This window comes from Arthrobacter ramosus (assembly GCF_039535095.1).
GTDB classification, from domain to species: Bacteria; Actinomycetota; Actinomycetes; order Actinomycetales; family Micrococcaceae; genus Arthrobacter; species Arthrobacter ramosus.
The window spans coordinates 2,767,865-2,785,733 of sequence record NZ_BAAAWN010000001.1 but is presented as its reverse complement, the minus strand read 5'-3'; the positions used below and the strand labels follow the sequence as shown (position 1 = coordinate 2,785,733).

Sequence of the window (17,869 nt, the reverse complement as noted above, 5' to 3'; positions counted from 1 at the left end):
TTTCTCGACTAAGTCAGCCGTCCGCTGTGTAGGGGTGGCCTATTTCGTGGATGGTTCAGCAGGAGACGGAAGGGCGGACCAAGAGGGTGTCGGCCTGGGCGTACTTCTGGGTGAAGGTGTCGGCGATGTTGACCTTGGAGGTGTCAACGCCGATGGTCATTTCCTCCTCGAAGATGGTCTTGGGGCCGCCTGCAGGCATGATGCCGTCCGGGTCAAGCTGGTGCTCTTCTCTGAGGAGACGGCGGTGTGTGTTGTCTCGCCGACCAGGAGAGCGAAGTTGAAGGTGTCGCCGGGCTGTGGTGGCCGACGGGGTCGCTGCCCTTGAAGGCCATAGCGACGATCCGGGCGTTCCCCTCGGTGTCCTCGGCTTCCAGAACCAAGGGGTGCCGGCCCCCGGATCGGATCTGGACCCGGCGGACCGTGGTCGTGAGTTCGTGCCACGGCGTTCCTTGGGTGAATACATTCCATTTGGCGAGCGGCGTGGGATTTCACTGACCGTCCGTGCCGAAGATGCCCTTTGGGGGCGAGCCGTGTCTCCTGAACTGTGTCCGTTCCACGTTGACGCGACGGAGCCTTGGGCCGGCGTGGTGGCTTGGGTGAAGCAGGGGATGGCGGCGTTGGGCCGCCATCCCCCTTAGCTCATTGGATGCCCTCCCGGACCAGCCGCCATTGCTGGGTGGGGTTTCCGGTCGGTCCCCATTGCTGCGCGGCGGCGCCGTCGGCCGTGGATGCCGAGGCTATTTCCAGGAATTTGCCGCTGTTGGCGTTGGTGAAGGTCCAGGTACCGTTGGAGGTCGTCGGAGACCATACCTGTGTGAGGTTCCCGGTTGGTCCCCACTGGTCGGCATGGATTCCATCTGCCGTCTGGGCGTTGGGGATCTCCAGGAGCTTTCCGCTGTTGTCGTTGAACAGCTGGATGCCTTGGGGGACGGCGTGGAGGTTCCAGATCTGGCAGGCGTTTCCGGTGTCGCCCCATTGTCCTGCCGTTTCCCCGTCCGTGGTCAAGGCTCCAGTTATCTCAAGATATTTGCTGCTGTTCTGATTCACGACCCGGAACTGGGTGTCCAGGGCCGTGCTCGGTTGGTAGACGTGGAGCACATCCAGCTCCGCGTAGGATGTCCCCTTGTTGAAGGCGACCGTATTTACGCCCGCGTTAAGGCTGACGGGCAGCTGCGCCCATTGGTAGCGGCCCCAGTTGACGGTCGGGGCGTAGGTGATCACCGACGGGCTGCCACCGTTGACGCTGACGTTGTGGGTCGACGTCGCGCCGGTGCCGTTGTCGTACCTGACGTTGAGCGTGTAGTCGCCCGCGTTGGGTACCCGGGCCGTGAAGGTGACGGCACTGGTCGGGTTGTTGATGTTACCGACCTTGCCGCCGTTGGAGGCGGCGGGGTGGTTAACGATCGTGGTGTCCGATGTCCGTGCAGCCTTCTCTGCCTCGTACTGCTGAGCGTCCAGGGGGATGGAGCCGACCCTGATGTCGTTGTACGTTGTCGTCAGGTTCTCGACGTTGGTCGCCTGGTAGAGAGTGCGTCCGTCCACCGAGTAGTCGATGCTCTGGGCGAAGCCGCTGAAGGTGCCTCCCTCGCTGTCGGTGCTGTCGTAGGTCACTGCCATGGGAAGGCGTTCCCACGGCCCGTCGCCGAGGTTGTAGTTGACGTAGAAGTCCTGTCCGCCGTCCGTTGCGCCCGTCGCGTTCAGGGCCCACTTGGCGGCGACCACTACCATGCCTTTCGGGCCTCCCGTCGGGACCCATTTGACGTTGGGGGAGGAGCCGACGCCGCGGCCGTTGGCCAGGGCGATCTGGGTTCCGATGCTCGTCGTCGGGGACCAGTTGAGGCCGTCGGAGGAGGTTTTGTAGTAGACGGGGGCGGTGTTCTGGGTCTGGGAGGGCCGGTTCACCACTTCGAAGGTGGCGAGGTAGCGGCCGTCCGGGAGTTTGGTGACTGTGATCATCCCGGGGCGGTCCGACTGGTTCGGGGGTGCGGAGACATTGGCTTCGGGGCCCCATGTCGCCCCGCCGTCGGTAGAGCGGTGGTAGGCGACGGCCTGAAGCACCCCGCTGGCCTTCTGCCGTTCGTCGGAGAAGTAGGCGACCAGGCCGCCCTGTCCGTCGACGGCGAGCGAAGGCTCCCAGACGGCCGTGGTGGTCGAGGTGGGGCTGGGGTCGTAGACCGCGGGGCCGCCGGTGTCGATGGTGCTCAGGTAGGACCAGGTGCTTCCTTGGTCGGAGCTCTTGTACACGACCAGCTGTGTGCTGGAGCGGTCCTGGGGCATGATCATGCCGGCGAGAAGGAGTGTGCCTGCGGGGAGGTTCCCGGTCTGCTGGGGGACTTCGAACAGGAACGGCTGCGCGGTGCGGTTGAGCAGGGGGAAGTTGTTGTTGGGCACCACGTCTGTGATGTGCGACCAGGAGGTCCCGTTATCGGTGCTGCGGTAGATGGGGTAGACCTGCTGGTTGCTGTTGTTCAGGACGAGCTGGTCGAAGGTCACGAGCTGGGTGCCGTTGGCGCTGCCGCTGTGCTTCAGGACGACGTTTTTGGCATAGGTGGTGCCGGCCGGTCTGCCTCCTTCCGGGTTGAAGGAGGTCCCGGCGGCGGGCGAGTAGACGAGGGAGCCGTTGCCTGTGGTGACGGCGTGCGCGGGGAGCGCCGTCATGGGGGAGGCGATCAGGCCGAGCGTGGTGGCGGCTATCGCGACTGTGGCGCGGAACCGAAGGCGTGTGGGTTTTGACGGCGGGCGCGAAGCGGTGGTGACGGATGGATCCATATTTATCTCCTCTGTGGGTGGTTGCCCGCGGGCGGTGGCCGCGGGCCGTCGCGACATCGGCTGGTTGACTGCGTCAGCGTTCCAGCAGGATCTCCGCCCAGGAGACCGCGGGGAGGGTGATGCGCAGGGTGGCGCCGTGGCGGACGACGGGGAGGTTCCGGAGGGTGACCCGCTCCGGGTCTTGGAGGGTGTTGGCCGCGTCGAGGTCGGGGTCGTTGAGCACCCGTGCGGATGGGGTGAGTCCCTCCGCTCCCTCGGGCAGCGCCGAGAGGTCCACCACTATTTCTGTCGGGCCGTCCATGGAGCGGTTCACCGCGTAGACGGCGTAGTGTCCGGTGGCCTCGTCGTGGGCGGCGACGGCGTCCAGGATCGGGACGTCGCCGAAGCGGCCTGTTTCGTATGTGTCGGTGACCGTAGTGACGTCGAGCGCGGTGCCGCGGGCGTGGGCCGAGGTCGCTGCGAAGGGGAAGAAGGTGGTCTGCCGCCAGGAGGGCCCGCCGGGTTCGGTCATGATCGGGGCGATCACGTTCACCAGCTGCGCGAGGGAGGCGCTGGTGACGCGGTCGGCGTGCTTGAGCAGGGTGATCAGGAGGCTGCCGAACACGACTGCGTCAGCGACCGTGTAGACGTCCTCGAGGAGACGTGGGGCCTTGGGCCAGTTGCGCACGCCCTGGATCTTGTCGATGTTCTCGAACCGTGTGTTGTACCAGATGTTCCACTCGTCGAAGGAGATGTCGATCGTCTTGCTGCTGCCGCGGACGGCCTTGACCTGGTCTGCCGTGGCGAGGACGCTGCGGATGAACCGGTCCATGTCGACGCCGGAGGCGAGGAACGAGCCGAGGTCGCCGGTGTTCTCGTAATAGGCGTGGCAGGAGATGTAGTCGACCGCGTCGTAGGAGTGGGAGAGCACCACGCGCTCCCACTCGGCGAAGGTCGGCATGGTCGAGCTTGAGGAGCCGCAGACGACGAGCTCGAGCTCCGGGTCGAACTGCTTCATGGCCCGGGCGGTCTGGGCTGCGAGCTTTCCGTAGTCTTCGGCCGGGCGGTGCCCGAGTTGCCAGGGTCCGTCCATCTCGTTGCCGAGGCACCAGATGCGCACGTCGAGGGGCTTGGTGCGGCCGTTGGCGATGCGCTGCTCGGCCAGGGCGGTGCCGGCGTGGAGGTTGGTGTACTCGAGGAGTTCGAGTGCTTCGGCGGTCCCGCGGGTTCCGAGGTTGACCGCGAGCATCAGTTCGCTGCCGACGCGGTCCAGCCAGTCCTGGAACTCGTGCAGGCCGATCTGGTTGGTTTCGGTGGAGTGCCATGCCAGGTCGAGCCGGGACGGGCGCTCCTCAACTGCTCCGACGCTGTCCTCCCATTTGAACCCGGAGACGAAGTTCCCTCCGGGGTAGCGGATGGCGGAGACGCCGAGCTCTTTGACGAGCTCGATGACATCGGTGCGGAAGCCTGCTGCGTCGGCAAGCGGGTGGCCCGGCTCGTAGATGCCGTCGTACACGGCCCGTCCGAGGTGTTCGATGAAGGAGCCGTAAATCCGCGGGTTGATGGTGCCGATGACGGCCTGTGGCCGGATGGTGAGGTGTGCTGTGTGCATGGGTCTTCCGTCAGTGGTTCGTTGTTCGGTGCAGGGAGGCGTGGTGTCGGTAGCGGGCGGCGACCGGGTTCGGCAGACGCAGGAGACCTTCGGGGCTCTCGGCCAGGTCGTACAGGCCCATGGTGAGGAGGTGGTCTGCGCGAGGCCTGCCGCTGTGCCGCCAGGTCCACTCGTACATGTCAAAGAGGGGCCACCAGGTGTAGCCGACCAGCCGGGTTCCCTCGGCGCGGATCCGCTCGGCGAGAGCCACCGACTCGTCCAGCCAGCGGATCCGCTCGGTCACGGATCCGGTGACGCACGTTTCGGTGATCATCACCGGTGCCCCGTAGCGGCCGGCGTAGAGGTCGACCGCGTCCCGGAGGCCTTCGGTGCCGCGGTCGACGGCGGGGCGGGGGTCGGTGAACCCGCCGGCATGGCGGACCCCGGGTTCGAACAGTTCGGTGGAATGGCGCGGGTAGTAGTTGACCCCCATCACGTCCGGCTGGACTGCGTTCTCGTGGAACCAGGAGAGCTCGTCGTCGTCGACGGCGGCCGTCAGGTGCCGCCGGAGCGGGTGCCGGTCATCCACCCTGCCGGTGACCAGGTCCTCGACCAGGTGCACTTGGTGGCGGAGCCGTGATGCCTCTTCCAGGTGCTCGGGGGCGGTCTCGTCGCCGACGAAGCCCATGGCCGCGTCCACGTGGACGAAGGCTGCCCGTGCTCCGATGGAGGCCGCGATGGCCTGCTGCGTGCGCACGAACCCGCGGGCGAGGTTGGCTGCTATTGTCGCGAAGCCCGCCGGGCCGTGGAGGTAGGGCGGCCAGTAGCCGTACTCGCCGGAGAAGAGGGCATGGATCACAGGTTCGTTGACCGGTGTGTAGTCGGTGACGCGGTCCCCGTACCGGGCGGCGAAGCGCTCGGCGAACTCGGCGGCGTGGTGGGGGTAGTCCCGGTTGGCGAATTCGCCCTCAAGCCACAGGGGCGTGCCGTAGTGGAGCAGATCGATAATGGGCGTCAGGCCCGCGTCAAGGAGAGCGTTGACGGCGCGGTCGGTCCAGGACCAGTCCCACCGCCCCCGCTCCGGGGCGATGCGGTACCAGGGCACGCCCCAGCGCAGGAGCTCTGCGCCGGATCCGGCGGCGAGGGCGAAGTCGTCGGCGTACTGCTCGTAGTGCTCGGTCAGTTCATACTCGTCGATCGCCCGCTCTCCGTCCCGTGACTGCGGTACGAAGGTGTCTTCGATTCCCAAGGCGAAGTGGAGGCGTCCGTCTTCGAACCAGCGCGGCGCGGCCGTCATTTGAGCCCCGTCGTCGCGACCGATTCGATGAAGCGGCGCTGCATGATCAGGAACATGACCGCCAGCGGCAGGACGGCGATGAGGCAACCGGCCATCATGGTGCCGTACGGGATGATACCGCTCGGACCTGTCAGCAGAGTCAGGCCGGAGGTGATGGTGCCCATGTCCGGGGTCGTGGTGAACACCAGGGGCCAGAGAAGGTCGTTCCAGTTGTTGACGAAGGTGAATATTGCCAGGGTCAGCAGCGCCGGCACCGCGTTGGGCAGGATGATGCTGCGGAAGACGCGGAACTCGCCCGCGCCGTCGATGCGTGCCGCGTTGTCCAGATCCCGGGGCAACGAGACGAAGAACTGGCGCAGGAAAAAGATGCCGAAGGCGTCCGCGGCGCGCGGGATGATCAGTCCGGCGAAGGTGTTCACCCAGCCCAGCTGTGCCACGAGCTGGTAGACCGGGATGAGGGTGGCCTGGAACGGGATCATGAGACTGGCCACGATGGCGATCAGCAAGAGCCGGTTGCCGCGGAAGTCGAGCCGGGCCAGGGCGTACGCGGCAAGAGAGTCGAAGGTCAGGGCGAACAGGGTCACTCCGCCGGCGAACAGGAAGCTGTTGAGGAACAGTCGTGCGAACGGCAGGTCGGTGAAGATGCGGGTGAAGTTCTCCAGCGTCCAGCTTGCAGGCACGAGGGTCGGCGGGAAGGCGTTGATCTCTGCTGTGGGCTTGAATGCGGTGAAGACGATGATGGCAACGGGCAGCAGCACCATCGCTGTCAGCGCCAGCACGGCCGCGGCGAGCAGCCACCGGCGCGCGGTGCGGCCGGGGCGGCGGCGTCCGGCCGGGTCCGTGGTCATGGTGACGGTCATCAGAGGGTGTCCTTCTCGCGGCGTCCGAAGAAGCGGAACTGGATGAGGCTCAGGAGCAGGGTGGCAGCGAGCAGCACGTAGGACAGTGCGGAGGCCAAGCCGAGGTCGAGTTTCTTGAAGCCGTCCTGGTAGAGCTCCATCACGACTGATTGCGTGCTCCGGTAGGGGCCGCCGCCGGTCATCACGTAGATCTGGTCGAAGGCCTGCAGTGCAGCGATCATCGCGAAGACCACGACGAACGCGAGCGTGTTGCCCAGCTGGGGGAGCGTGACATTGGTGAACCGCCGCCAGGGGCCCGCGCCGTCGATCTTCGCCGCCTCGTACAGGGACTCCGGGATCTCCTGGAGCCCGGCGATGAAGACCACCATGTAGAAGCCGAAGTTCTTCCAGATGGCCACGGCCACGACCGTTGGCATGGCGAGTATGGGGTCCTGCAGGACGTTGCCGATCTGGACGCCGACCGTTCGCAGCCAGTAGGTCAGGAGGCCGACCTGGGGGTCGAGCAGGTACGTCCAGGCGAAGGCAGCCACGGCCAGGGAGATGATGAAGGGCAGGAAGAGGGCCGTGCGGAAGAACCCGCGCGCGACCAGGAGCCGGTTGTTCAGCAGGAGCGCGAGGGCCAGCGCCACGATCAGGGCGGTCGGGGTGAACATCGACGTGTACAGCGCGGTGTTGCCGAGCGTGGCCAGGATGCGGTGGTCGGTGAAGATCTTTGCGTAGTTGTCGAAGCCGACCCATTCCTCGATCCCGAACCCGGAGGCGTTGGTGAACGAGAGCCGCAGTGCGGAGGCCATGGGCCAGAATACGAAGGCGAGGAGGACGACCAGGGCCGGGAGCATGAACAGCAACGCCCTGGCAGGCAGGGCCCGCCGGTTCGAGGGGCGTCCGCCGAGGGGAGCCGGAGCCCGGTAGGGCGTGCGCACTCGGGTGGGAGAGGTCATTGGGGGTTCTTTCTGTGAGAGGTGGCCGCCGTCGCGCGGGGCGGCGGCCACCTCAGGATCACTTGCCGAGGGCCTGCTGGACAGATTGGGAGGCGCTCTTCAGCAGCGCGGCAGGATCCCCGCCGCTGAGGGACTTCTGAGTCGCTTCGTCCACCGCGGTCAGCACATCGCTGCTGTCGGCGACGCCGGGGAGGAGGGGACGAGCGGTGCTGACGATGCCTGAGAGGGCGGACACGACGGCGTTCGAGGACACCGCCGATGCGGGGATGTCAGTCCGCAGGGGAGGCCAGCCGGAGCCGAGTGACCACTTGGCTGCATTGTCCTTCGTGAAGAGGTAGTCGAAGAACTTCCCGGCCGCGGCCTTCTTCGCCGCATCCGCCTGGGAGGTCACAGCAGCCGAGATCCCGATGGCTGATGCCGCCTGGCCCTTCGGCCCTGCCGGGATCGCCGCGATGCCGTAGTCGATGTTGTTGTCTTTCGCCACGCTTGCCATCCAGGGCCCGCCGATCTCCATCGCGGCCTTGCCGGAGGAGAAGAGCTTGTCCGAGGCGATCCCGTCCAGGCCTGTCGGGGAGATCTTGGAGTCATGCACGGCCTTGGACCAGTAGGCGAGGGTCTCTTGGTTGGCCTGGGAGTCGAGCACGGAGTTGTCCCCATCGACGATCGCGCCGCCGTTGCCGTAGAAGAGACTGGCCCAGACCCCGTTGCCCACGGTCGCATGGTCCGGAAGCGCGAGCCCGTACTGTACGGGGGTGCCGGCATCCGAGCCGACGGTCAGCTTCTTGGCGTCAGCGACCCACTCGTCCCACGTGGTCGGGAATGTCGAGATTCCGGCCTTCTGGAACAGGGCCTTGTTGTAGATGACGGACAGTGGCACGAAACCGGTGGGCACGCCGTAGTAGGTGCCGCCGATCTTCTCCATCTCGACCGCCCGCGGGTTCAGCGACGCGCTCTGCGTCGAGGACGAGTAGAAGTCATCAAGCTTCTGCAGTGCTCCTTTGGACGCATAGACCGGGAGGTTCTCGGCGGGAAGCGCCACGATGTCTGGCCCGTTCTTCGCAGAGAGGGATGTGAGCAGGGTGTCGCCGATCACCGCCCACGGTTTCGTCGTGGTCTTGATCGTGATCTTGTTCTGGGACTTGTTGAAGTCGTCGACGATCTGGTCCAGGACCTTGCCGTCCGCCTCGGTGTAGCCGTGCCAGAAAGTGAGCGTCACGGGGCCGGACGCGTCGGCTGCAGCAGTGGAGTTGGTGGAGTTGGAGCAGCCCGTCAAAGCCAGGGCCGTGCCCACGGCGGACACCGCGAGCGTCGCAAGCAGTTTCTTCATTGAATGCCTCTCTGGGGTCGATCGGGCAGGACACCGATCGGCTGAATCTTTACAACGATGTAAATGCAACGTTGTAATAGCGAGTATAGAGGCCTGCGTCACACCCCGTCAACGGTCAAAATCAGGCGACTGTGCTGCGGATCCCGACTGGCGCGGACTCACGTGCGACGAGCGTCGCCGGGACCTCGAAGGTGCGCGGTCCGGGACCGTCCTCCTTGCCGCGCCCGGCGATCCTCTCAAGGAGCGCGTCGACGGCCGTCTCAGCGATCGTGGCCCTGTTGGGGTCGATGGTTGTGAGGCTGGGCATGGCGAACTGCGCCTCGGTGACGTTGTCGAAGCCGACGACCGCCACGTCCTGCGGGACGTTGATTCCCGAGTGGAACAGCGTGCGGAGGGCGCCCAGGGCCAGTTCGTCGTTGAAAGCGAAGACGGCATCGAACGGCACCTCGCGCCGGATGAGCTCCTGCATGGCCTCGGCGCCGTCGGTCCGGTGCCAGCCTTGCCGGTGGACGACCAGGCTTGGGTCGAAGGTGATGCCTGCCTGCTCCAGTGCCGCCCGGTATCCGTCCAGGCGTAGGGGTCCTGAGCCGACTCTTTCGCCCTCGTGGGCGCCAAGAACCGCGATCCGCTTCCGCCCGGAGGCCAGGAGATGCCGCACGGCCATCGCCGCGCCTTCGACGTTCTGCATGGTCACGTGGTCGGTCGGGCCGTTGAAGATCCGCTCCCCGAGCAGGACGAGCGGATACTCCACCTTGAGCTGCAGTGCGTCATCGTCGTCCAGTCCCAGAGGAGAGAACAGCAGCCCGTCCATCATGGAGGTCCGGGAGCCGTGAAGCAGCTCAATCTCAGCCGACCGCTCCCCGCCTGTCTGCTCGATGAGGACCACGTAGTCGCGTTGTCGGGCTGCCCTGAGGACGGCGTCTGCGAGCTCGGCGAAGTAGCTGAACTTCAGCTCGGGCACGGCGAGGCCGATCACACCCGTCCTTCCGGTCCGAAGGTTCCGGGCCACAAGGTTCGGCTGGAAGCCGAGCTCGGCAATGGCGGCGTTCACCCGCTCGCGGGTGTGCGCTTTCACGAACTCGAAACCGTTGACAACGTTGGAAACGGTCTTGACGGAAACCCCCGCCAAGGCCGCGACATCGCGCATCGTGGCCACTACAACCTCCTAGGCTTGAAGCACATGGTCGGCCCATGCAGACATCCGGGCAAGCCTTGCCCTTCGGCTCCTTCTTCCCACTGTTGAGTAACCAGCGGCTTCATGAACTCTACATTGCAACGTTGTACAGATGTTGTAAAGACTGTGGTCCGGCTGCCGGCTCTGAGACTTCGCCTTGCGCGAACTACCGCTCCATGGGCTGGGCAGTGGTTGCCGGTTTTGCTGGGCTTCAACCAGGCCGGCGATCGTTGGCATGAAGCTTGGGTCCCGAATCCGCTCACGAGCCCAGAAAGGGCAGCGGCGACCGTCACGGCCGCCCACCTCGTTTCGTCAACCGCTGGTCGAGTCGCGCCTACGCGGACGCGCCGCCCAGCCGGAAGGGCTCGCCCGGTGCGAGCATACGGATACGCTTGGGCTTGACCACTGCGTCCCGGAGTGTGTCTGGGTCCGCGTTGAACGGGGGGAAATCGGGGGAGTCGACACTGCCCCAATGGTGCAGGAGCAGATTTGCGTCGGGGTAACCATTGGCCATCTCGACCGCGCCGTCAAAGGTGAAGTGGCACTCGCTGTCCGAGAAGTCGAACAACAGCGCGTAGGGTGGCGGCATGGTCAGGTGGTGTTCGCGGATCAGCCGCGAATCCCCTGGTGCCCAGATCACGCCGTCAAGTGTCTCGATCCAGACCGCCACCCAACGGGTCAGCTTGGTCGTACCAAACAGCTGTAAATGCTCAGTTCTCTTCCTCGATGATGCCCTCCAAAACGCTCATCGCGCCCATGCCGCTGGGCCAACCGGAGTAGAACGCCAGGTGCAGGAGGGCCTCCTTCAGCTCGTCCGCGGTGACTCCGTTCTGGCGGGCGAAGCCGAGGTGGAATTTCAGGTGGTCCATCTTGCCCAGGGCGGTCAGCGCCGCGACGGTGATCAGGCTGCGGTCGCGCTTGTTCAGGTCCGTGCGTTCCCAGACCTCGTCGAAGAGGACTTTGTCGGTGTAGTGGACCATTCCGGGCGCGAAGTCGCCGAAGGCGTTCTTCCCACCGCTCCAGCCGGTGTTCTGCTCTTTGGTGCTCATGGTCTTACTCCTTCGTCGTTGATTGGACGAGTCCAGTCCATCGCAAAGGCGGCAGGGGAGGGAGTCTCCAGTGAAGGGTGTACCAGTGGGGACTCCCTCCGAAGCGGACGCCGAAATAACGTTGTCTGCATGGATACCAGAGACGAAGCACGGGAGTTCCTCATGTCCCGTCGGGCGAATCTCAGCCCCGAGCAGGCCGGACTGGCGGTCTCGGGGCACCGTCGCGTGGCGGGCTTGAGGCGGGGCGAGGTCGCGATGCTCGCGGACGTGAGCCCGGAGTATTACGCCAAGATCGAGCGGGGGAACCTCCTAGGAGTGTCAGACTCTGTGCTGGAGTCGGTTGCGCGAGCTCTGCAGCTGGACGATGCCGAGCGCGAGCACCTTTTTGATCTCGCGCGAGCGGCAAACAGGGGCGCGCAGCCCTTGCGCCGGCGCAAGCCGAAGACGTGGGTGGCCCGGGATAGCCTGACCCGTGCGCTGGACGTCATCGTGAACGGCCCGGCATTCGTACGCAACGGGCGGATGGACATCCTGGCGACCAATGCCCTGGGCCGCGCGTTCTACGATGAAGTCTTCGACGGGCCCGGGCAGGGGAACCTCGCCCGGTATTGCTTCCTTGACGAGCGCGCCAAGTCCTTCTACCCGGACTGGGAGGGGGCCGCAGTCGTCACCGTGGCGATCTTGCGCACCGAAGCGGGTCATGATCCTCGTGACAAGCAGTTGCATGACCTTGTCGGTGAACTCTCCACCTGCAGCGATGCGTTCCGTGCGCGGTGGGGGGCGCACAACGTCCGCCGCCATGGCTCGGGTACGAAGGATTTTCACCATCACGAGGTCGGCGACCTCACCCTGACGTATGAGGGTTTGGAGCTGACTGCCGAACCGGGGCTTTCGTTCCTCATTTACACCGCTGAGTCCGGTTCGCCGAGCGAGCAGCGGCTCCAGCTGTTGGCGAGCCTCGCCGCCACTGTGACCGCGTCGCTGTCGCGCCACGTCCTCGATGACATTACGACTACTACGAAGGACTGATCATGCACATCAGAACACTTGGCCAGGGCCTCGAGGTCTCCGCGATCGGGCTCGGCGCAATGGGTATGTCCCAGAGCTACGGACCCAACCCCGGCGATCGCGACGAGATGATTTCTGTGCTGCGCTCGGCCGTCGACCAGGGCGTGACATTTTTCGACACGGCAGAGGTCTACGGGCCGTACGTCAACGAGGAGCTCGTCGGTGAGGCGCTTGAACCGATCCGCGACCGGGTGGTGATGGCCACCAAGTTCGGCTGGGACATCCGGGACGGCCGGATGGTCGGCTTGGACAGCCGGCCCGAGCAGATCCGGCGCGTCGCCGAGGCGTCGCTGAAACGGTTGCGTACGGACGTGATCGACTTGTTCTATCAGCACCGCGTCGATCCCGAGGTTCCGATTGAGGATGTCGCCGGTGCTGTCGGTGAGCTGATCGCCGAAGGCAAGGTGAAGCACTTCGGCCTCTCCGAGTCCTCCGCCGCCACCATCCGCCGCGCTCATTCCGTCCAACCGGTCACCGCGGTCCAGAGCGAGTACTCGCTCTGGACACGGGATCCCGAGGCAGAGGTGCTGCCGACCCTGGCGGAGCTCGGCATCGGATTCGTACCGTTCAGCCCGCTCGGCAAGGGCTTCCTTACCGGCACCGTCGACGCATCCACCGCCTTCACCGAGGGCGACATCCGTCGGCGTGTTCCGCGGTTCCAGGCGGAGAATCTCGCCGTGAACGAGAAACTCGTTGACCACGTCAAGAGCCTGGCCGAGGCAAAGGGCTCGACGCCGGGCCAGATCGCCTTGGCCTGGTTGCTGGCGCAGCAGCCGTGGATCGTACCGATTCCCGGCACTCGACGTACCGAGCGCATCCGGGAGAACGCGGCGGCCACCCAGCTCGCCCTCTCCGCGGACGAGCGGTCCGACCTCGACAGCCTCGCCCAGCGCATCGGAATACGCGGCGACCGCTACAACCCCGAGCACATGGCGTACGTCAACCACTGATCACGACAAAAGGAAAAGAAGAATGACCGACAACAACTTCAAGCAGATCTTCCCGCTCGGGGCGAAGAACGACGCCTTCGCGCAGTACTTCATCGGCCAGAGCTACCTGGCCCCGCTCGCTGGCGGGAAGGTTCCCGTCAACAACGTCTCCTTCGAGCCGGGATGCCGCAACAACTGGCACATCCACCACGGCACCGATGGCGGCGGTGACCAGATCCTGCTCTGCACGGCGGGCAGCGGCTGGTACCAGGCCGAGGGCCAGGACCCCGTCAGCCTGGAGCCGGGAACGGTGATCCACGTCCCGGCCGGGACGAAACACTGGCACGGCGCGAAGGTCGACTCGTGGTTCTCCCACCTGGCCTTCATCACCCCGGGCGAGAACGTCAGCAACGAATGGCTCGAGCCCGTCACCGACGAGGTGTACGGAGAACTGCAGAAGAACGGAGAGAAGGCATGAGCATCCTGAACGAGAGCTACAACCTGGCCAACGGGGTCGAGATTCCCAAGCTCGGCCTGGGCACCTGGTTCATCGACGACGACAAGGCAGCTGCCGCGGTCCGTGCCGCGGTGGAGATCGGTTACCGGAACATCGACACCGCCCAGGCCTATGGCAACGAGCGCGGCGTCGGTGAGGGCGTGCGTACCTCCGGCGTCCCCCGGGACGAGCTGTTCGTCTCAACCAAGCTGGCTGCCGAGATCAAGGACTACGACGGCGCGGCCACCGCGATCGACGGGTCCATGGAGAAACTCGGGCTCGGGTACATCGACCTGATGCTCATCCACAGCCCGCAACCCTGGAACGACTTCCGTGGCGGTGACTACGCCGAAGGTAACCGTCAGGCGTGGAGGGCCCTGGAGGACGCCTACCAAGCCGGCAAGGTCCGTTCCATCGGGGTGTCAAACTTCCTTAAATCCGACCTGGAGAACATCCTGCCCACCGCGACGGTTGTCCCGCACGTGAACCAACTGCTCGTCCACGCGGGCAACACCCCGGCAGCGTTGCTGGCCTACTGTGAGAGCAAGGGGATCATCGTCCAGGCGTACTCGCCGATCGCGCACGGGGAGATCCTGAAGAACGCCGAGGTCCGGGCGATGGCCGGGAAGTACGGGGTAACGGTGCCACAGCTGTGCATCCGGTACACGCTGCAGCTGGGCACGGTGTCGCTGCCGAAGACCGTCAACCCCGAGCACATGCGTTCCAACGCCGAAGTCGATTTCGTGATCGCCGATGACGACATGGCCGCCCTACGCGAGCTGCAATACATGGACTACGGTGAGCACACCGCTTTCCCGGTATACAGCGGCAAATGACAAAGGAGGACGAAGCAGCATGACCGCGTGGACCCCGCAGCAGCTGTCATCGACGATGACGTGTACGTCCGCGCGTACAACGGGACCGTTTCCGGCTGGCACAGCTCACCGATGACGCAAAGGGCTGGGCGGATCTGCGCCGGCTGCATCCCAGGAAGCCCGTATCTACCGCCGATCATCTCAACGAGGACTCCCGGCCACCGTGCGCGTCGACCCGAGGTAGCGTTCCCGACCTCGGGTCGAGCTGGGCAGTCCGGCGTCGAAAACGAAGTCGCCCAACTCCCGTGGGTCTCATTCAGTTCGAATGACCCGCATTCATGACTCCCTGGAGTTTAGAATTTCCCGTACGAGGACAACTGCTTCCTCGTGATTTCCTATTTTGGGGGGTGCGCAGTGGCGTTCCGTTACCGCAAGTCGAAGAGCTTCGGGCCTGTGAGGATCACGGCGTCCAAGCGCGGGGTGAGCGCGAGCGTTGGAGCAGGTCCGTTCCGGGTGACGAAGTCGACCACAGGCCGTACGACGAGCGCGGTCAGAATCCCTGGAACGGGAGTCTCGTATGTGACTACCAACTCAAACCACAGGTCGACACGGAGGTCCGCCGCTCCGGCGTCTCAACCGACTCGTCGCCAAGTCGTGCGTCAGATCATTAGCGATGAGGCCTGGAGGGAACTCCTAGCAGCCGATGGGACAGCCCCGGCGTCGAAGTTTCAGCGTAATTTCGTTCGCGCGGCCGTTGCACGGGCAACGGGAAAGCGCCCGAGCCTGATGCACCTGACCTTGGGACAGGCCGCACGGGTCCTGGAACGTGTCGGTCAGAGACCGGCCAAACTGACCGCCGGCGGCCGCGGCGTTCCGGGGCTGGAGAATGCCGGGACGTATGCGCAGTGGACTTTGTTCGGGATGCTGGTGCTGATTGTGACGGTATCCTCGCCCGCAGGGTTCCTGCTGGCCGCGGGGATCGTTGGGCTGATGTTCCTGTTGCGGAAGCGGCGCCGTGACAGGCAGGCCTCGGAGGACGCGACCTGGGTGTCGAGGCCAGTCATCGGCGGGCAACGAATCGTAGGTCCCGGTTCCCTTATTGCGGAGCCGGCGCATCAGTCCGCGCCACACCACCTCGCTGTTGAAGGGCAGACACCAGTTTCGCCAGTCATCCGGCCCGTTTCTTCAAGCCAGCTGTACCGCGTGTCGCTCGGCCGTTCGGAATGGCCGAACGTCGAAGTCGTGGGCGAGCATGCGTACAGTCCGGCGATCAAAGCCGCGCTCCGCGCCAGTAAAGCGCCGACCGCTCTACGGAGCGACAGCGAAGCTGAAGGCGTCCAGGTCGAACTTGTGGCCGAACCGGATAACCCCTACGACGTGAATGCCATCAGCGTCCGGTGGCGGAACCAGGTCCTGGGCTATCTCAGTCGCGAAGACGCGATCCGCTACGCGCAACCTGTCAGGAGAATTATTGCCAGTGGGCTCGCTGCGGCTACGACGGCGCGGATCTGGGCGTACGACGGCGGCGACGGGCTCCAAGCCCGGGTCACAGTCGCCCTGCCGGAGCCGGGGCTGATCGCCCCGCTCAACGAACCCCCGGCGGGCGTCAGCACTCTTGTCCCGTGGGGATCTGCGATTCAAGTCCTGAAGGAAGAGAAGCATTTCGACATCCTTTGCAACCACGTGCCGCCTGAAGGGGTCGGCCTCCTACTGGTCAGCCTCCACAAGGTGACGCGCACTCTCAAGAACGGTACGGAGCGTCCATTTGTCGAAGTGCGGCTGGACGGCGAACGCGTTGGCGAGCTCAGCAACGTCACGTCCGCACATCTGTTGCCGCTTCTAGAGCACACCGAGACTGTCGGGGAAACCGCCCTCGCTTACGCAAGAATCACCGGTTCTGCCCTCGCTGCCCGGCTCGTTCTGCACGCCGCCAAGGCCGCCGAGATCAGCAACGACTGGCTATCGGACGGGCCGCACCCCGCCCCAAGGCTCCTCCCACGGGCGGCGGGATATGAGGTCCCACCCGCTTACGCCACATAGGAGACACCCCGGACAGGCCCGATCCAACGGAAGGGGCCGTTGACGTGGCTTGGCTCATGCGCCCTCCCGGGGCCTTGCTGGCAGCGTTACGGCATTCGTTCAGGCCTGCCGCTGATGACCTCTGGTTCCGGATCCGGCCGTTGTAACCATGGCTGGTGCGAGGAGGGGAAGTGCGGTAACGGCAGCGGCGCTCCATGGCGGCAACTGTTTGCGCTCGTCAGTCGACTCGGCGGATGGAGGTGCTGCCCGATCGTGTTTCTTGAAGCCGAAGGTGCGGCCGGGGCGCCGCGGGTTTTTCCGTGGGCGGCGGTCGGTAAGCTCGTTGCATGACTTCGACACCCCTTCGCCTTTTTACGTGGACGACTCGGGGGCTGAAGTGACAGGCTTTGCTACGTTCAGCTGGATCGAGTTCCGGGTGGGGGATTGGAAGCCGGGTTTGCGTCAGGTGCTTGACTGGCGCAAGTCGTTGATTGCGGAGCACCGTATCCCGCCGTTGTATGAGCTGCATGCCACGAAGTTCGCAAATGGCCGGGGTAATCCGTCCTTGGATCCGGACTGGAACCGCAGGAAGGTCAACCGCTCTCTCGTCATCGACGATTTCGTTCAGTTCCTGGAGGGCTGCTCGTGGGCCGGTATTGGCACTGTCTATTCTCAGACAACTCTTCGTCGGGGCCATTTCGCTAAGGAGCGTGCCCGCGTCTATGGTGAGCTCGTCCGGCTGATAGATGCACGGTTGTCCGCGGCGGGGGAGCTGGGCATTTTGGTCATGGACGGGGACGGCAGCGATGATTCCTATGTCTCGGCGCACCGGAGTCTGTCCTTGGCCACTCGGTCCTTGATCGAAGACCCGGTCTTCCAGCATTCCCATCGCAGCCAGTGGGTGCAACTTGCCGACATCACGGCCCATGCCGGTTACCAGCATCTCTTGCAGCATGAAGGCAAGGAGTTCTCTTGGCCTTGGTATCCGCGGCTGATGGGACGCGACGTTCTTGGTGGTCCGCGGGCGGTCTGATATCAGCGTTAAAGAAGCTAGACCCGTTGACCTGTGTTCACAGGGCGGGTCCGCAGCTACAAGTATACAGACGATGTCATCTTGCCGCACCCTCCGTATCAAGGGTGCTGGTCACTCCCGGCGGGCGTCTTGGTGCAAATCCCTTCCATGGAGGCGGGGCTGCGGAGCAAAGATTGCGGCTCCCGTGATTCATAGTCCGTCTGATTCCTTGGTCGGGAAATCTTTCGCGGCGCCGGTCATGGGGTGTTTCGGGGCCGTGTCGATGAATGCTCGAAGGAGGTGATCCGTTGATGACGTTGTTTCCAGACCGTCAAGTCGGCCGGTTATGCGGATGGTCCATGAGATTGAACGAAGGTGACCGGCCTGCGCATGGAGTGGGGTTCGAGCGTCGTCCGCGGCGGCAAAAAGGGGGTGTGCACAATGTGCACACTCTTGCTGTCGGACTGGGCCGTACCGGGGCCGGACTGGGTCGTACTGGCCATGTTTTCTGGAGTTCCCAGTGTTTCCGGGGCTTGGAAGCCG

Annotated in this window: 17 protein-coding genes and 1 pseudogene; 8 read left to right on the top strand and 10 right to left on the bottom strand. The window is 64.9% G+C overall.

All coding sequences use genetic code 11. The features are described from left to right. Window positions 1-55: 55 nt before the first annotated feature. The 10 genes from ABD742_RS12915 to ABD742_RS12870 all read right to left on the bottom strand — a co-directional run bounded on the left by ABD742_RS12915 (window position 56) and on the right by ABD742_RS12870 (window position 10,987). On the bottom strand, window positions 56-199 hold the full coding sequence (locus ABD742_RS12915) for a hypothetical protein (protein ID WP_234750518.1): 144 nt from the start codon (window positions 197-199) through the stop codon (window positions 56-58). Window positions 200-639: 440 nt separating this feature from the next. Beyond that, window positions 640-2,769 (bottom strand): RICIN domain-containing protein, encoded by a 2,130-nt coding sequence (locus tag ABD742_RS12910; protein WP_234750519.1) that lies wholly within the window; start codon window positions 2,767-2,769, stop codon window positions 640-642. A 73-nt stretch (window positions 2,770-2,842) separates the two neighbouring features. After that, the gene (gene arfA, locus ABD742_RS12905) at window positions 2,843-4,360 is read right to left on the bottom strand and encodes an arabinosylfuranosidase ArfA (RefSeq protein ID WP_234750520.1); all 1,518 of its coding nucleotides are present in this window, start codon (window positions 4,358-4,360) and stop codon (window positions 2,843-2,845) included. 10 nt (window positions 4,361-4,370) lie between these two features. Beyond that, window positions 4,371-5,636, bottom strand: a complete 1,266-nt coding sequence (locus ABD742_RS12900; RefSeq protein ID WP_234750521.1) for a family 1 glycosylhydrolase — start codon at window positions 5,634-5,636, stop codon at window positions 4,371-4,373. Next, the gene (locus ABD742_RS12895; RefSeq protein WP_234750522.1) at window positions 5,633-6,496 is read right to left on the bottom strand and encodes a carbohydrate ABC transporter permease; all 864 of its coding nucleotides are present in this window, start codon (window positions 6,494-6,496) and stop codon (window positions 5,633-5,635) included. The genes ABD742_RS12900 and ABD742_RS12895 overlap by 4 nt, the downstream gene beginning before the upstream one ends. Next, on the bottom strand, window positions 6,496-7,437 hold the full coding sequence (locus ABD742_RS12890; RefSeq protein ID WP_234750523.1) for a carbohydrate ABC transporter permease: 942 nt from the start codon (window positions 7,435-7,437) through the stop codon (window positions 6,496-6,498). The genes ABD742_RS12895 and ABD742_RS12890 overlap by 1 nt, the downstream gene beginning before the upstream one ends. A 58-nt stretch (window positions 7,438-7,495) precedes the next feature. Beyond that, window positions 7,496-8,764, bottom strand: coding sequence for an ABC transporter substrate-binding protein (locus tag ABD742_RS12885; protein WP_234750524.1), 1,269 nt, complete (start codon window positions 8,762-8,764; stop codon window positions 7,496-7,498). A gap of 121 nt (window positions 8,765-8,885) precedes the next feature. Then, entirely contained in the window at window positions 8,886-9,911 is a 1,026-nt protein-coding gene (locus ABD742_RS12880; RefSeq protein ID WP_234750703.1) for a LacI family DNA-binding transcriptional regulator, read from the bottom strand. Window positions 9,912-10,272: 361 nt separating this feature from the next. Beyond that, complete coding sequence (locus ABD742_RS12875; protein ID WP_344788129.1) at window positions 10,273-10,608, bottom strand: hypothetical protein; 336 nt, start codon at window positions 10,606-10,608, stop codon at window positions 10,273-10,275. A gap of 40 nt (window positions 10,609-10,648) precedes the next feature. Next, on the bottom strand, window positions 10,649-10,987 hold the full coding sequence (locus tag ABD742_RS12870) for a carboxymuconolactone decarboxylase family protein (protein ID WP_234750526.1): 339 nt from the start codon (window positions 10,985-10,987) through the stop codon (window positions 10,649-10,651). Between the two features lie 129 nt (window positions 10,988-11,116). Between ABD742_RS12870 and ABD742_RS12865 the strand changes: the two genes are divergently transcribed. The 8 genes and pseudogenes from ABD742_RS12865 (at window position 11,117) to ABD742_RS12840 (ending at window position 17,347) form a co-directional block, all read left to right on the top strand. Continuing rightward, complete coding sequence (locus ABD742_RS12865; RefSeq protein ID WP_234750527.1) at window positions 11,117-12,016, top strand: helix-turn-helix transcriptional regulator; 900 nt, start codon at window positions 11,117-11,119, stop codon at window positions 12,014-12,016. A gap of 2 nt (window positions 12,017-12,018) precedes the next feature. Further along, window positions 12,019-13,005: an aldo/keto reductase gene (locus ABD742_RS12860; RefSeq protein ID WP_234750528.1), complete on the top strand. Its 987-nt coding sequence runs from the start codon at window positions 12,019-12,021 to the stop codon at window positions 13,003-13,005. Between the two features lie 22 nt (window positions 13,006-13,027). Continuing rightward, window positions 13,028-13,462 carry a cupin domain-containing protein gene (locus tag ABD742_RS12855; protein WP_234750529.1) on the top strand — a complete coding sequence of 145 codons (435 nt, stop codon included), beginning with the start codon at window positions 13,028-13,030 and terminating at the stop codon, window positions 13,460-13,462. Further along, window positions 13,459-14,316, top strand: coding sequence for an aldo/keto reductase (locus tag ABD742_RS12850; RefSeq protein ID WP_234750530.1), 858 nt, complete (start codon window positions 13,459-13,461; stop codon window positions 14,314-14,316). The genes ABD742_RS12855 and ABD742_RS12850 overlap by 4 nt, the downstream gene beginning before the upstream one ends. A gap of 27 nt (window positions 14,317-14,343) precedes the next feature. Next, a complete protein-coding gene (locus tag ABD742_RS24360) occupies window positions 14,344-14,637 on the top strand; it encodes a DUF2255 family protein (protein WP_376940693.1) in 294 nt (97 codons plus the stop codon). Between the two features lie 45 nt (window positions 14,638-14,682). After that, window positions 14,683-14,862 (top strand): annotated as a pseudogene (locus ABD742_RS24355) (DUF4236 domain-containing protein); the annotation flags it as partial. Window positions 14,863-15,081: 219 nt separating this feature from the next. Beyond that, window positions 15,082-16,335, top strand: a complete 1,254-nt coding sequence (locus ABD742_RS12845; RefSeq protein ID WP_234750531.1) for an HIRAN domain-containing protein — start codon at window positions 15,082-15,084, stop codon at window positions 16,333-16,335. A 355-nt stretch (window positions 16,336-16,690) separates the two neighbouring features. After that, window positions 16,691-17,347 carry a DUF3800 domain-containing protein gene (locus ABD742_RS12840; protein WP_344788124.1) on the top strand — a complete coding sequence of 219 codons (657 nt, stop codon included), beginning with the start codon at window positions 16,691-16,693 and terminating at the stop codon, window positions 17,345-17,347. Window positions 17,348-17,869: the final 522 nt, after the last annotated feature.

Bases quoted from the DNA above. Each gene is read 5' to 3' on its own strand.
- ABD742_RS12915 (WP_234750518.1), bottom strand. From the start codon at position 199: ATGCCTGCAGGCGGCCCCAAGACCATCTTCGAGGAGGAAATGACCATC.
- ABD742_RS12910 (WP_234750519.1), bottom strand. From the start codon at position 2,769: ATGGATCCATCCGTCACCACCGCTTCGCGCCCGCCGTCAAAACCCACA.
- arfA (WP_234750520.1), bottom strand. From the start codon at position 4,360: ATGCACACAGCACACCTCACCATCCGGCCACAGGCCGTCATCGGCACC.
- ABD742_RS12900 (WP_234750521.1), bottom strand. From the start codon at position 5,636: ATGACGGCCGCGCCGCGCTGGTTCGAAGACGGACGCCTCCACTTCGCC.
- ABD742_RS12895 (WP_234750522.1), bottom strand. From the start codon at position 6,496: ATGACCGTCACCATGACCACGGACCCGGCCGGACGCCGCCGCCCCGGC.
- ABD742_RS12890 (WP_234750523.1), bottom strand. From the start codon at position 7,437: ATGACCTCTCCCACCCGAGTGCGCACGCCCTACCGGGCTCCGGCTCCC.
- ABD742_RS12885 (WP_234750524.1), bottom strand. From the start codon at position 8,764: ATGAAGAAACTGCTTGCGACGCTCGCGGTGTCCGCCGTGGGCACGGCC.
- ABD742_RS12880 (WP_234750703.1), bottom strand. From the start codon at position 9,911: ATGCGCGATGTCGCGGCCTTGGCGGGGGTTTCCGTCAAGACCGTTTCC.
- ABD742_RS12870 (WP_234750526.1), bottom strand. From the start codon at position 10,987: ATGAGCACCAAAGAGCAGAACACCGGCTGGAGCGGTGGGAAGAACGCC.
- ABD742_RS12865 (WP_234750527.1), top strand. From the start codon at position 11,117: ATGGATACCAGAGACGAAGCACGGGAGTTCCTCATGTCCCGTCGGGCG.
- ABD742_RS12860 (WP_234750528.1), top strand. From the start codon at position 12,019: ATGCACATCAGAACACTTGGCCAGGGCCTCGAGGTCTCCGCGATCGGG.
- ABD742_RS12855 (WP_234750529.1), top strand. From the start codon at position 13,028: ATGACCGACAACAACTTCAAGCAGATCTTCCCGCTCGGGGCGAAGAAC.
- ABD742_RS12850 (WP_234750530.1), top strand. From the start codon at position 13,459: ATGAGCATCCTGAACGAGAGCTACAACCTGGCCAACGGGGTCGAGATT.
- ABD742_RS12845 (WP_234750531.1), top strand. From the start codon at position 15,082: ATGCACCTGACCTTGGGACAGGCCGCACGGGTCCTGGAACGTGTCGGT.